Consider the following 13,315-nt stretch of genomic DNA (forward strand, 5'->3'; position numbering starts at 1 on the left):
CAATTCATTTATGGCGACCAACAGAACCTTTACCATGATCAAGCCGGATGCGTTCGGTGCAGGAAATACCGGGGCAATTTTAGAAATGATTGAATCCGCGGGCTTCCGGATCATCGCCCTGAAAGCCACCCGGCTTAGCCCCGAGCTTGCCGGCCAGTTTTATCAGGTACACAAAGAACGACCCTTCTATGCCGATTTATGCCAGTACATGTCTTCGGGACCTATTGTCGCGGCTATCCTGGAAAAAAGCAATGCCGTAGCCGATTTCAGAAGTTTGATAGGAGCCACCAATCCGGAAAATGCCGCCGAAGGCACCATCCGGAAGCGCTTCGCCACCTCTCTGGAAGCCAATGCGATCCACGGGTCCGATTCCGATGAGAATGCCCTCATTGAAAGCAACTTTTTCTTCAGTGCTTTCGACCAAATAGGATAAATCCAGCTCCCTTCCTTTCTCAAGCCCCTCGAAAGGAAGGGAGAAATTTTAGGATTTTTTAACATTTACCGGCCGGCTGCCGGGTTTTCTTCGCGCTGTTTTCGTTTTTTTCTATCTTGCGTGCAGGCATTAATCCTGCATTCTCCATGAAAACCAAATCATTTCTAGCACTTCTTCTGGCTTTGCTCCCATTGTGTCGTATCGTTGGACAGCAGACCTTACCTCGATTGCAGGTAGCCGAAAACCAGCGTTTTTTGGTAACCGAAAACGGGGATCCTTTTTTTTGGATGGCGGACACGGCCTGGGAACTCTTTCACCGCTGCGACCGGGAAGAGGCTGCTTTCTATTTGAAAAAGCGAGCTGAACAAGGGTTTAACGTAGTACAAGCGGTGGCCCTCGCTGAAATTGACGGCCTGAACAGCCCAAATCCCTACGGGGAAACACCATTGATCGGTAATGATCCCAACCAGCCCAATCCAGCCTATTTCTCGCACGTGGACACCGTCATTAAAATGGCCGCCGCGCAGGGAATTTATGTTGCCATGCTCCCTACCTGGGGCGATAAGGTATTCACCCATTCCTGGGGCAAGGGGCCCGAAGTTTTTACCATCGAAAACGCCCGTTCCTTTGGAACCTGGCTGGGAAAGCGCTACCGGGACCAATCGAACATTGTTTGGGTACTGGGAGGGGACCGAAATCCCCGGAAAGGCAGCTCGGATGAGGCCATCTGGAGGTCCATGGCGCAGGGACTAGTGGAGGGAATGGGGAACGAAAAACGCGCGCTCATGAGCTTTCACCCGCAGCCCGCTGCCCCGGGCGGCTCCAGCAATTGGTTTCATCGGGACGAATGGCTCGACTTCAACATGCACCAGACGGGGCATTGTGCGAATCAACCCACTTACCAAAAAATCCGCCACGACTATCAATTGCAGCCTGTCAAACCTACGCTGGATGCCGAACCGCTCTACGAAGACCACCCCAACTGCTTCAATGCCAAAGAGCTGGGCTACAGCGTGCCGGAGGACATTCGCCGAATCATGTACTGGAACGTATTTGCCGGGGCTTTTGGGCAAAGCTATGGCTGCCATGCCGTCTGGCAGATGTATACGCCGGATCGGGAAGGGATCAACGGCCCCTTGCGCCCCTGGAAAGAAGCCCTTGACCTACCCATGGCCCATCAGGTCAAGCACCTGAAAAACCTGATGCTCAGCCGGCCGTTTTTGAGCCGTATCCCGGCACAGGAGATGATCGTGGACCCGCAAGAGGACGACGAACACCATGTCGTCGCTACCCGAGACCGGGAAGGCAGCTATGCCATGGTCTATTTTCCTACGGGCAAAGTCATTGGCGTCGATACCCGCTCCTTGCAATCGAAAACCCTGAAGGCTACCTGGTACGATCCCAGAACCGGATACCAAATCGCGGCCGGACACATCAGCAGCGGTCCCGATTGCCGGATTCATCCCCCAAGTGCCGGGCAAGACTGGGTATTGATTTTGGATGCCAGACCCTCGCGCTAACGAACTCGCAGTTGCCTTATTTCTTCTTACTAAAAAACACTTGCCGAATCCAGCGCGGAAGGAATACGGCTCCCAGTAGCAGGTACGGATAATAGGAAAACATCCGCCACAAAATACTGGTCACAAAGGTGTATCCGGTCAGAAATTCATTGAAAAACTGGGCAAAGAAGAATTCCGCCGTGCCGCTACTTCCGGGAGTGGGACTGATCATCATCACAATCCACATGATGATCTGCCGGGCAAATACCACTACGTGCTCAAACAAGGACAGGCTTTCGTAAGCAGAAATCAGTGCGTTCAACATGAAATACCGGGAAGACCAGATAAAGATGGTCGAGAAGACAATGACTAACCAATATTTCAGATTCTTTCCCTTAAATTCTTTGCTGGCCTCGATGATCTGGTCCCCGTAATTATTGGCCTGATATTTCCATTTTTTTAGCCATTTGATTGAGAACAGTTTCAACAAAATCCACTTAAAAACCCGGGGCCGATAAAACAAGGCCAGCGCCATGAGCATGGAGTACAAGGTATACAGGGAATAGCTTACCCAAAAAAGGTATTCGAGGCTGTTTCCAAGCCGCATTTCCAATACCCGGCTTTCCGGAAAAATATAGCCCTGGGCCATGTACAGGATCACGGGTGCTCCCAGGACAAAAAACAGATTGTCCATTATGGCCGTCAGCATGGTAAATGCCAGGGCTTTGCCCAGGGGAATTCCTTCCTTGTGCAGAATAAACACGGCCACTGCCGTTCCCCCTACAATGGAAGGCGTGACAGCGGAGGCAAATTCCCAAAGGATAATTACGTAGATCGCTCGTCCCCAGGTCAGGTGTTGGTTGGTGATTTCGCGAATCCGAAACACATAACCTGCGTCCCGCATAAAAATAAAAAACAAGGCCAACAGCAAGGACCAGGCGGACGCATCAAACACCCCTCTCAGGGTTTGGGCATTGACAGTTGGGTCCATGTAAAACATGAAGAACACGATGCCGATCCCGATCAATACAGGAACCCAAACCTTATTTGGATTTAAGGTTTTAAAAATTTCCCTATTGTCTAATTTCATAAGTTTTCTACAGGTATCGCATCCAGTTTCTCCACCCAAAAATTGTTAAATCCCTCCCCGAGTTTGATGGTGACCAGTGCCAGCTGAAGCAATTCCAAAATGGCCAAAAAGGTATAAATAACAAAGATCTTATCCGGTTTCAGTAGGATAAAATCAGAAAAAGGTATGCGTGGCTTCTCGTTTAGTCGATCCAACACCAGCGTTTTTTGCTGTTCGATCGTATACGGATATTGTATGACCGTGTGCTTGGTTTCATCGCTGCGGTGCGCATATTTGGTCAATACCTTTTGATAAACCGTCAACAGCCGATACAGATCCAAATCCTGCAACTCTGCATCGACCTGATCGCTCGGAGTGAGTTGCTTTAACTCGGCGAGCACGTTTCCTCTGGAAAATTTGCTCATCCGCTCCCCTTCCATGGCTGCAAGCTCTCCGATCACCGATTTGTATTTCTTGTACTCCAGCAAGTGGCGGATCAGTTCTTCACGGGGGTCGATTTCCTCACCTTCGGCATTCAGCTCCGGGCGGGGAAGGAGCATTTTTGACTTGATCTTCATTAGGGTTGCGGCAAAGAGAATAAATTCGCTGGCCACCTCAATCTCCATTTTTTCCAATTGGTGGATGTAATCCAGGAAATCGCGGGTAATCTTGGAAATGGGAATGTCGTAAATATCCAGTTCGTCTCTTTCAATGAAAAAGAGCATCAGGTCAAATGGTCCCTCGAATAAAGGTAATTTGATTTCAAAACTCACCGGATACGATTATTTTTTGTTATTATTGTATTTCTTATTGTGATCAAAGATATCATATATCTTTTTAAATCAATAGGCATCTGAACAATTTCCCTCAGGCCTCTGGGGTTTAAACAAATGGCGGTACTTGATTAAACATTCTACTGCCCCCAGGGTTATAAATTTTTGAAAAGAGAAACGGCATATGCAAGTAGAACCTGGAATATTACTCAGGGAAATCCATACTCCGGACGACCTAAAAAACTTCAGTAAAGACCAATTGGTTCAGATCTGTGATGAATTGAGGCAATTCATCATTGACCACGTCTCCGTTTTTGGAGGGCATTTTGGCGCGGGTTTAGGTGTGGTTGAATTGACGGTTGCGCTGCATTACGTGCTGAATACACCTGACGATCAGCTGATCTGGGATGTGGGCCATCAGGCTTATGGACATAAAATCCTTACCGGTAGGAGAGAAGCGTTTCATACCAATCGCCTGTACAAAGGCCTGTCCGGGTTCCCGAAACGAAAAGAAAGCCCTTACGATGCCTTCGGCGTGGGGCACTCCAGTACTTCCATCTCAGCCGCCCTGGGGATGGCCATGGCCTCCAAGTACAAAGGAGCCGATAAAAGACAACATGTAGCCGTTATTGGAGACGGTGCCATGACCGGTGGAATGGCCTTTGAAGCCATGAATCACGCCGGCGTATCGGATACCAACCTATTGATCATTCTGAACGACAATTGCATGTCCATCGACCCCAACGTAGGGGCATTGAAGGACTACTTAACCGATATCACCACCTCTCACACCTACAACAAAGTCCGGGACGAAGTCTGGAGCCTGCTCGGGAAAATCAGCAAATTTGGATTTAGTGCGCAGGAGGTGGTTTCCAAAGTGGAAGGCGCCATCAAATCCACGCTACTCAAACAAAGTAATCTGTTTGAATCCCTGAACCTTCGTTATTTCGGACCTGTGGATGGACACGATGTCAACCACCTGGTAGAAGTTTTAAACGACCTGAAAGACATTCCCGGACCAAAAATCCTGCATTGCATCACGGTGAAAGGGAAGGGCTTTGCTCCGGCTGAAAAAGACCAGACCAAATGGCACGCACCCGGAAAATTTGATAAAATCACCGGAGAAATTGCCAAAAAAATACCCACCAGTCCCCAAGCCCCAAAATACCAGGACGTATTTGGACATACCCTGGTAGAACTCGCTGGAGAAAACGAAAAAATTGTAGGCGTTACCCCGGCCATGCCTTCCGGTTCTTCCATGAACTTCATGATGAAAGCGTATCCGGACAGGTCGTTTGACGTGGGCATTGCCGAACAACACGCGGTCACTTTTTCTGCCGGCCTGGCAACGCAGGGGTTGACGCCTTTTTGTAACATCTACAGCACGTTCATGCAACGGGCCTACGATCAGGTGATCCACGATGTATGCCTGCAGGATCTTCCGGTGGTTTTTTGTCTGGATCGTGCCGGTTTTGCCGGGGCGGACGGCCCCACCCACCACGGTGCCTACGATTTGGCTTTTTTCAGGTGTCTGCCCAATCTGGTGGTCAGTGCGCCCATGAACGAAGAGGAGCTACGAAACCTCATGTTTTCGGCCTCCGAGCACAACGGCCCTTACTCCATTCGCTATCCCCGGGGACAGGGCGTGATGCCCGATTGGAAGCAAGCCCTTCGGAAAATTCCTACCGGTCAAGGTAGAATCGTGAGAGAAGGAAAAGACCTGGCCATTTTGAGTATTGGTCATGTGGGGAACTATGCAGTGGAAGCGGCAGAAAAACTCCAAAAAAACGGCATCGACATGGCCCATTACGACATGCGATTTGTCAAACCTTTGGACGAATCCATGCTGCACGAGGTTTTTACAAAATTTGATAAGGTCATTACCATCGAGGATGGTTGTCTGATGGGAGGTTTTGGCAGCGCCATTCTGGAATGGATGGTAGATCACAATTACCAATCCAGGGTTAAAAGACTGGGAATACCCGATGAAGTTATCGAGCACGGCGAACAGATAGAATTACACCGGGAGTGCGGATTCGATCCGGAAGGGATTGTGTCCGCTGCAAAAGAAATGCTCGGAACCACCGTTTCTGAAAATTTGAAGTTTTAACACGCTGAAAAGTTTTCCTGAAAACGGGAAGCTATACTGAAAAGAGGTTATTGATAGTCTACCCTATGTCTGTTCTATAGGCTGTGATGATAATATCATGGTTGTGATTATTTTTCAAGGCTATTAACCTGAATTCGATTCTGGATTAGGTTTATTGTACAGTAAATAAAAAAAACCAGACTGCACTAAATCCCCCTAAATAAGGGGGTTAGGGGGATTTTTTTATGAACGTCCAATTCCAGGATGAGTCATGATAATTAGGTTTTCTTCATCATATAAATACCAATTTTATGAAAGTATAGGCTCTATAATTCGTAAAGTTTTATAGTCGAACTCAGGCTATTAAAAATCAAAGACGCATCGCTGAAAGCCTAAGTTTACACCTCCCCAAACACTTCATCCAGATCCATGACAAAACCTGAAAGAACCTGAGACTTGACTTCGTCTCCCAACGTAAATAACCGGGAGGGTCGGTATTTTCCACCTTCCAGGGTATAGATCAGTAAGGTACGCTCGTCGGGATGAATGACCCAGTATTCCTTTACACCAGAGGCTTCGTACACATCATACTTTAATTGCAGCTCTTTCTGATTATTCCCCGGAGACAAGATCTCCACAATTAGGTCCGGAGCACCTACGCAGCCCAGCTCGTCCAACTTCTCCGGGTCGCATACCACACAGAGGTCCGGTTGTACCACGGTATCGATGTCTGCATGCTTTCTGGAAGCAACCGGAAGGCGCACATCAAAAGGGGCGGTATACACCTTACAGCTTCCTCCCTTTAAAAACTCGTGAAATCTAGTAACCAAGGCTACCGTAAGCCCCTGATGGATTCTACGAGGAGCTGCGGCCGCCTGCCGGAATACTTTTCCCCGGATCAGCTCCACCATTTCCTCCAGCTGCCAGGAAAGGTAATCCGCATAGGAATAGCGTCCATAGGCGGAAAACGGCTCGTTCACTTTATCTTGGGGCTTTTCCATATTTTGCGCAAACTGAAAATGTTTACTAAAGATAACAAGATTTGGGCAAAGGCGCCAAAATTGCAAACTCTTGATAACTACCGAGTCGAACGTACACAATTCCCCCTTCCAAACGGGGATTTTTTCGCAAATGACTCTTATTTAACACTTCCGTAATCCAGGTTTTCCAAACCCAATAACTTACCCGTACTGGGTGAAGTATGCTAATCACTCAACTATTTTCGGAGTCAAAACAGAAAAGACCCGCCAACAAGCCCTTTGTAATGGCTAATCGGGTGCATTTTTAAAACCGATTTTTTTAGGCTTGTTTTTGTTTCCGGCACTACAAATGCCTCGTTTCCGTACCCAATCAGACACCTGGGATGTAGTTGCAAACTCACCCAGTTCGGGTGCTCGAAATTTACGAATAATGGATATCCTTTCGAGGTATCTTATCTCCTTGGCATTTTTTTTAACCACATCGTCACAATAGTTCACATAGGGAACTTCCTTCAGAATGATGACCCCTTAACAAATTCCAGATTTTGCTGAAAAAAACCATGTGTCCTATGTGGGCTATGTGGTTAATTCTTTTGCGTCCTGGAAATTCATGAAGATTGGATGTCCATTAAAAAGGATCACTGGTTTATTGGTATTTATTTTTTATTTTGGCTCTTGGTAATTCAATGCCAGATACGAACCAAATAACCTGTTAAGCCCATGTCGTTCCATTCCAATTCCAGAAGAGATTTTCTCAAAAAGTCCGCGCTCCTCACCGCAGGGATCGGACTCTCCCTTCAGCAAAGCAGCTTCGCAGCAGCCAAAAACAAATTGCCGCGTTGGCGGGGATTTAATTTGCTGGATTTTTTTAATCCGGATCCGGAAAAGGGAAGGAAGAGCAAGGACGTATATTTTGAGTGGATGGCCGACTGGGGTTTTGACTTTGTCCGCATTCCCATATCCTATCCCAGTTACCTGGATTTTGACCGCAGCAAGCCCATCACTCCCGAAGAGGTGATGCAATTTGACGAAAGAAGACTGGAAGAAATTGATACGCTGATCGATAAGTGTCACCAACAAAAGCTGCATGTCAGCCTGAACCTGCACCGGGCACCGGGCTTCTGCATCAATGCCGGCTTTCAGGAACCTTACAATCTATGGGAAGATCAGGAGGCATTAGATGCCTTCTGCGCCCATTGGGAAATGTGGGCAAAACGCTACAAAAATATCTCTTCCAAAAAATTGAGTTTCGATCTGGTCAATGAGCCCTTTAAACGGGAAAATCCCAATGATCAGCACTCTCCCGGAGGGCCGGTACCGGTAGAAGAATACCGGAAAGTGGCCCAGGCAGCCCTGAATACCATCAAATCGGTCAAAAAAAACCGACTCGTCATTGCGGACGGTAATGGGGGCGGCGGCATGGCGGTACCCGAATTGGCGGACCTGGACCTGCACCAAAGTTGCCGGGGTTATTTCCCCATGCACATTTCCCATCACAAGGCCTCTTGGGTGTACAAAGATCCGGAAAACCTCAAAGAGCCGATTTGGCCCGGCATGCACAATGAAAAATACTACAGCCGGGAGGATCTGGAAAAACACTATGCCCCCTGGATATCCTTGATGGAAAAAGGGGTGGGCGTACATTGCGGAGAATTGGGCTGTTACAACAAAACGCCGCACCCTGTTTTTTTGTCCTGGTTTGAAGACATCCTGGACATACAGCATGCCCATGGGATAGGTTTTGGTCTCTGGGAGTTTTCAGGTACTTTTGGGGTATTAAACTCCGGCAGGGAGGATGTGGACTATGAAGACTGGTACGGTGAAAAACTGGATCGCAAACTTTTAGACCTTTTGATGAAATATGCCTGACATCGCCTATTGGAAATCGGGAAATGGAACACCGCTGGTATTGCTGCCCGGTTTTGGTGAAACCAAAGAAATGTGGACCGACTTTGCCAGGCCCCTGGCAGACAGCTATGAAGTCTGGTGTCCGGATCTACCCGGCTTTGGAGAAAGTAAGGCACCCGAGGAAGGTTTTACCATCCCATCTGTAGCCCAAATCCTGGGGCAATGGTTAGTGAAGCAAGGCATTCTAAATGCTTGCCTGCTGGGTCATTCCCTGGGAGGCTACCTGGTTTTGGAAATGGCTGGATTGTCAAACCCATCTTTATCAGCCATTGGCTTGTTTCATTCCACGGCCTTTGCCGATACGCCATCAAAAAAAGAAACCCGAAATCAAACGGTCGCTTTTCTGGAGAAGCATGGCGTAGCGCCATTTATCCGTTCCTTTGTGCCTCCCCTGTTTGCGGCAGAAAACCGTGAAGCCTGTGGGCAAGTCATCGAAAACTTGGTTGCAAGGGGGCTGCAGCATCCCAAAGAAAGTCTAATCGGCTACACCCGGGCCATGCGTGACCGAAGCGAGCACCTGGAAACATTGAAAAATTTTTCTGGTCCGAAATTGATGATCTGTGGGGATCAGGATCCGGCGGTTCCACTCACAGCCAGCCTGGAACATAAATCCGGCGTTACGGACTTCCATGTCCTTGCAAATTGCGGCCACATGGGCATGTTTGAAAGAAAGAGCGAAAGCCAGGCCATCATCTTGAATTTCCTACAGTCCTCGTCCCTCAATAAGTAGCCCTTCCACCGGATAAATCATAAATAAAACCCGTGGTAAAGCTCGCCTCTCCAGAACAAATCCAGCATGCAAGAGCAGCGGCCTCCTCTACCGTACCCAGACGCTGCATGGGGATTTTGGAAGCCATGTACTCCAGTTGTGCCGGAGCCGTGTCGGCATTCATAGGCGTCCGTATCACGGCAGGTGCCAGTCCATTTATGGTGATTCCCGTAGTGGCGTATTCTTTACCCAGCCCCTTCACCAATCCGATAACTCCTGCCTTGGTAGCCGAGTAGCCCACCATGTTCGGGTTTCCTTCTTTGCCGGCAATGGAAGCAACCAGAAGTAACCGCCCCTTTCCGGAGGGTTCCATCCATTTTAGCGCATACTTACTCGTTAAGAAAGAGCCCCGCAGGTTGACCCGATAGATTTCATCGAAGGCTTCGGTCGGGTAATCGGTAATTTTTGTCTGCGTGGGACCGACGATCCCGGCAGAATTCACCAAAATGTCGAGCCGTCCATAGGCGTCCATGGTTTCCTGAAAGGCATTTTTTACTTCCTCTTCTTCGGAAATATTCACCACACGGGTGATCACCTGTATTCCTTTTGCCTGCCATTCGGCTTCCAGGGCCTTTAATTGCGCTTCTTTTAGATCCCATAAGGCCAGACTGGCCCCTTCAGCAGCCATCCGCTGGGCAATTGCCTTGCCAATGCCATCCGCCGCGCCGGTGATCACGGCTACCTGATCGGCGTATCGTTTGTTCGTATCCATCTACCTACTTTTCGGTTATCCTGAGGCTAAAATAAGAAAGTACTGCCAAATGTGCGGAAGCTGCACATTTTTTTCTCGATTTTTAATACATCTTGGTTTTGCAAGCCTCGGTCTCATTTTTCCGACATTTCCTGCAAGTTCGTGTACGATGGATCTGTATTTATTCGGCAAAAAAGATGAATTAACTGGTAAAAAAAATTGATAAGTGGAAATTTTTATTTTTATTTAAGCCCTTGTTAACCAATCCATTCACTCCAGGAGTGTTCATGAAAAACGAATCCAAACAGGCATCCAGGCAAGCAACCGTCAGTGAGTGGGTAAAAGACCACGGCGACTACCTATTTAGTTGGGCCTTTCATAAAACCGGTAACCGGGAAGTAGCGGAAGATCTGGTGCAGGAAGTTTTTCTGGCCGCCATCAAGAATTTTGACGGATTTCTGGAGAAAAGTAGTCCAAAAACCTGGCTAATCAAGATTCTAAACAACAAAATCATCGACCATTACCGGAAGGCAGCCAAAAAGACCCTACACCTGGACGATCAGGCCTCCCAATTTACAGATAGCTTTTTCAACGACAACGGCAACTGGAAAGCCAATGGACTGGAGGACGCCTGGTCCAATGAAACCCATCTGCTGGATGACCCCGCGTTTAACGACGTGATGAAGGTGTGCATGGAAGATCTGCCCCCCAGGTGGCGCCTTGCCGTCATCTCCAAGTATATTTTCGACAAAGAAACCCTGGAGATATGTCAGGAATTGGAAATTAGCAAGACTAATTACTGGCAGGTGTTACACAGGGCCAAACTCCTCCTAAAAAAATGCCTGGAAGTCAATTGGTTTGGCGCAAATTGATCACACGACTATGAGTCTAGAAAAAATCATGACTTTCATGCTTCTTTCCTGTAAAGAGGCGACGGCATTGATTGAAAAAAAGGCCGTTTTCCCGCTTACCTTTCACGAGAAATGCAGACTTTATCTGCATGTAAAGCTGTGTCTGGTCTGTAAGCTATACCAACACCAAAGCCAAACCATTGAAAAAGCCCTGTCCAAATGGATCCACTCCGAAGGGACGCCTGAAGAACGTTTGTCCGAACAGAAGAAAGTAGAAATTATCGAAGAAATAAAGAAAAAATAATTTTTTTGTCAGGAAATCCCTTTCTCTCCGACTACTCTTTCAGCAAAATCAGGTAACAAATTTTTATCCTGGCTGATGGAAGATTTACAGGTACGCGGGCAAAGCTTTCCGTGGTACCTATGGTCCGATTCCTCCTCAGTTTCAGGGTGAGCAGATGAACCAATTCGCCATGAAACCGAGTACCTACCCACGCCCACTACATCAGGAAAACCGGAACGACTTTTCCGGCCGTAAAGCAGCACTCCCCGGCGCTGTCCTAAAGCGCTTCCAGCAAAGTTCCCGCGTCGCGGGCCTTCTCCCAATGAGCCTGGGCGTCGTAGAGGCAAACGGTATGCCTCCCTACGGCCATCAACGAACCACCACCTGCAAGGATAGAAAAAGCACCCACCATCCCAATTCTGAGAATAGAGAGAATCAACCTGTGAAAACCATGAAAAAATTAGCAACTACTGCATTGCCCCGACTGGCTAGCACGCGGATCCTGAGAGACCTATGCACTTCTATGATGCTACCCGCATTGAGGGGAAGGGCCTTTCCAGCCATTGCATTTGATTTCGCTGAAGAAGGGTATTCCATGAATTTTGATCAATAAACCATGCGCATCTCTCCACTTCTAATGGTACTGCTTGTACTGACTACCAGCTATTCTGCGCTTCGCGCCCAAGGAGATTTCAAATCCATCGAGGAGGCAAAAGGGCTAGCCCTTGGCGCCTCGATCCAGAATTTCATTGCCTACGATCAGGAAGGAAACGCCTTTGACCTGTTTGAGGCCTTGGCCGATGGTCCGGTGGTGCTGTTCTTCTACCGGGGCAACTGGTGCCCGTTTTGTAACCGGCATTTGAGCGAACTGGAAGCCGGACTGGAACTGATTTATCGGGAAGGAGCCCGGGTAGTTGCGGTGTCCCCGGAAAAGCCCGAGCTAATGGAGAAAACCATCAAAAAGACCGGCGCCAGTTTTACCCTACTTTACGACGAAGAAAATCGAATTGCCGGAAGGTTTGATGTGGCCTATTTGCCTGAAAAGCCGGTGAAGACAAAATCCGGGCTTTTCTCCGGAAATAAATCGATCGCCGACGAAACCACACAATTGCCCATCCCGGCCACCTACATCATCGAAGCTCCCGGAAAAATAACCTGGAGGCATTTGGATCCGGACTATAAAAACCGTGCCTCGGCAGAAGATATTGCTCAAGCACTTCAACGACGCTAACCAATAATCAACAATCAACCATGAAAAATCTATTGAAATTTTACTTGTTCCTCACTGCGTTTTTCCTTGCAGTCACCTGTGTGCAGGCTCAAACGACTTCCCTGCCCAAAAAAGCATCCAATATTGATCTGGCATTGGGCATGGGCGAAAGCAGCAGCTTCTCCTATGCACTGTCCTGGAATACCGACTACGGGATGTTTTCTTCGAATAAATTTAGGCTGGGATACGGCCTTCGGTTTTCTGGATTTACGGGAAGCAACCTGAACTACATCACGGCACCCGCGGACCTCACGGGTGAGGACGCTACCATCGATACCTTGCTGGTAAACAGTCCCCATACCATGGGCTTGAGTGCTCTGGTAAATTTGCAGTACCAATTCAATTCCAAATTCAAACTGGGATTCAACATCGACCTGATCGGATTGGGTTTTGGAGCCAGCGAAAACGCGACTTTTATCTCCTCCGAAAATACCGGACAATATCCCCAGACGCTGGAATCCAGCCCCTCCTCCTTTAACTTACTCCTGGTCGGTGACAACGATCTGGGGCAGCTAAAATCGGAGTTTTACATCGCCTATGCACTTTCTGAGAAAACCTGGCTCAGGGGGGGAATGGACATGACCTTTTCGGAATACACCACCGCTCAGGAGCTCACCTACGCAAACGATCGCTTTCGAGCCAAACCGGTAATGGTGTTCCTGGCGATCTCCTACAATCCTTTTACAAAATAAACCGTAAC

Annotated in this window: 14 protein-coding genes; 10 read left to right on the top strand and 4 right to left on the bottom strand. The window is 48.2% G+C overall.

Going from position 1 to position 13,315, the window contains the following annotated elements:
* The first annotated feature begins 10 nt into the window (after positions 1-10).
* Both ABWH99_RS01145 and ABWH99_RS01150 read left to right on the top strand, forming a co-directional pair.
* Positions 11-433, top strand: a complete 423-nt coding sequence (locus ABWH99_RS01145; RefSeq protein ID WP_375584479.1) for a nucleoside-diphosphate kinase — start codon at positions 11-13, stop codon at positions 431-433.
* Between the two features lie 146 nt (positions 434-579).
* Positions 580-1,953, top strand: coding sequence for a glycoside hydrolase family 140 protein (locus ABWH99_RS01150; protein ID WP_375584480.1), 1,374 nt, complete (start codon positions 580-582; stop codon positions 1,951-1,953).
* A 16-nt stretch (positions 1,954-1,969) separates the two neighbouring features.
* Here ABWH99_RS01150 and ABWH99_RS01155 read toward each other — a convergent pair whose 3' ends face one another.
* Both ABWH99_RS01155 and ABWH99_RS01160 read right to left on the bottom strand, forming a co-directional pair.
* On the bottom strand, positions 1,970-3,022 hold the full coding sequence (locus tag ABWH99_RS01155; protein WP_375584481.1) for a lysylphosphatidylglycerol synthase transmembrane domain-containing protein: 1,053 nt from the start codon (positions 3,020-3,022) through the stop codon (positions 1,970-1,972).
* Positions 3,019-3,774 (bottom strand): segregation and condensation protein A, encoded by a 756-nt coding sequence (locus ABWH99_RS01160; protein WP_375584482.1) that lies wholly within the window; start codon positions 3,772-3,774, stop codon positions 3,019-3,021. The genes ABWH99_RS01155 and ABWH99_RS01160 overlap by 4 nt, the downstream gene beginning before the upstream one ends.
* 184 nt (positions 3,775-3,958) lie before the next feature.
* Between ABWH99_RS01160 and dxs the strand changes: the two genes are divergently transcribed.
* Positions 3,959-5,884: a 1-deoxy-D-xylulose-5-phosphate synthase gene (gene dxs, locus ABWH99_RS01165; protein ID WP_375584483.1), complete on the top strand. Its 1,926-nt coding sequence runs from the start codon at positions 3,959-3,961 to the stop codon at positions 5,882-5,884.
* 377 nt (positions 5,885-6,261) lie between these two features.
* Here the strand turns inward: dxs and ABWH99_RS01170 are convergent, their stop codons facing one another.
* Positions 6,262-6,864 carry a Uma2 family endonuclease gene (locus ABWH99_RS01170; protein WP_375584484.1) on the bottom strand — a complete coding sequence of 201 codons (603 nt, stop codon included), beginning with the start codon at positions 6,862-6,864 and terminating at the stop codon, positions 6,262-6,264.
* A 699-nt stretch (positions 6,865-7,563) separates the two neighbouring features.
* Between ABWH99_RS01170 and ABWH99_RS01175 the strand changes: the two genes are divergently transcribed.
* The gene (locus ABWH99_RS01175) at positions 7,564-8,712 is read left to right on the top strand and encodes a cellulase family glycosylhydrolase (protein WP_375584485.1); all 1,149 of its coding nucleotides are present in this window, start codon (positions 7,564-7,566) and stop codon (positions 8,710-8,712) included.
* Positions 8,705-9,481: an alpha/beta fold hydrolase gene (locus tag ABWH99_RS01180; protein WP_375584486.1), complete on the top strand. Its 777-nt coding sequence runs from the start codon at positions 8,705-8,707 to the stop codon at positions 9,479-9,481. Before ABWH99_RS01175 ends, ABWH99_RS01180 begins: the two co-directional genes overlap by 8 nt.
* Here ABWH99_RS01180 and ABWH99_RS01185 read toward each other — a convergent pair.
* Complete coding sequence (locus ABWH99_RS01185; protein WP_375584487.1) at positions 9,471-10,232, bottom strand: SDR family NAD(P)-dependent oxidoreductase; 762 nt, start codon at positions 10,230-10,232, stop codon at positions 9,471-9,473. The two genes, ABWH99_RS01180 and ABWH99_RS01185, sit on opposite strands and share 11 nt — an antisense overlap.
* A gap of 266 nt (positions 10,233-10,498) precedes the next feature.
* Between ABWH99_RS01185 and ABWH99_RS01190 the strand changes: the two genes are divergently transcribed.
* From ABWH99_RS01190 to ABWH99_RS01210, 5 genes are all read left to right on the top strand, one after another.
* Entirely contained in the window at positions 10,499-11,083 is a 585-nt protein-coding gene (locus tag ABWH99_RS01190; protein WP_375584488.1) for a sigma-70 family RNA polymerase sigma factor, read from the top strand.
* Between the two features lie 10 nt (positions 11,084-11,093).
* Positions 11,094-11,366, top strand: coding sequence for a hypothetical protein (locus ABWH99_RS01195; protein ID WP_375584489.1), 273 nt, complete (start codon positions 11,094-11,096; stop codon positions 11,364-11,366).
* Positions 11,367-11,535: 169 nt separating this feature from the next.
* The gene (locus tag ABWH99_RS01200) at positions 11,536-11,958 is read left to right on the top strand and encodes a hypothetical protein (protein ID WP_375584490.1); all 423 of its coding nucleotides are present in this window, start codon (positions 11,536-11,538) and stop codon (positions 11,956-11,958) included.
* A gap of 3 nt (positions 11,959-11,961) precedes the next feature.
* Positions 11,962-12,576 carry a peroxiredoxin-like family protein gene (locus ABWH99_RS01205; RefSeq protein ID WP_375584491.1) on the top strand — a complete coding sequence of 205 codons (615 nt, stop codon included), beginning with the start codon at positions 11,962-11,964 and terminating at the stop codon, positions 12,574-12,576.
* Positions 12,577-12,596: 20 nt separating this feature from the next.
* Positions 12,597-13,307 carry a hypothetical protein gene (locus ABWH99_RS01210; RefSeq protein WP_375584492.1) on the top strand — a complete coding sequence of 237 codons (711 nt, stop codon included), beginning with the start codon at positions 12,597-12,599 and terminating at the stop codon, positions 13,305-13,307.
* Positions 13,308-13,315: the final 8 nt, after the last annotated feature.

It is taken from the genome of Cyclobacterium xiamenense (assembly GCF_042140265.1).
GTDB lineage: Bacteria > Bacteroidota > Bacteroidia > Cytophagales > Cyclobacteriaceae > Cyclobacterium > Cyclobacterium xiamenense_A.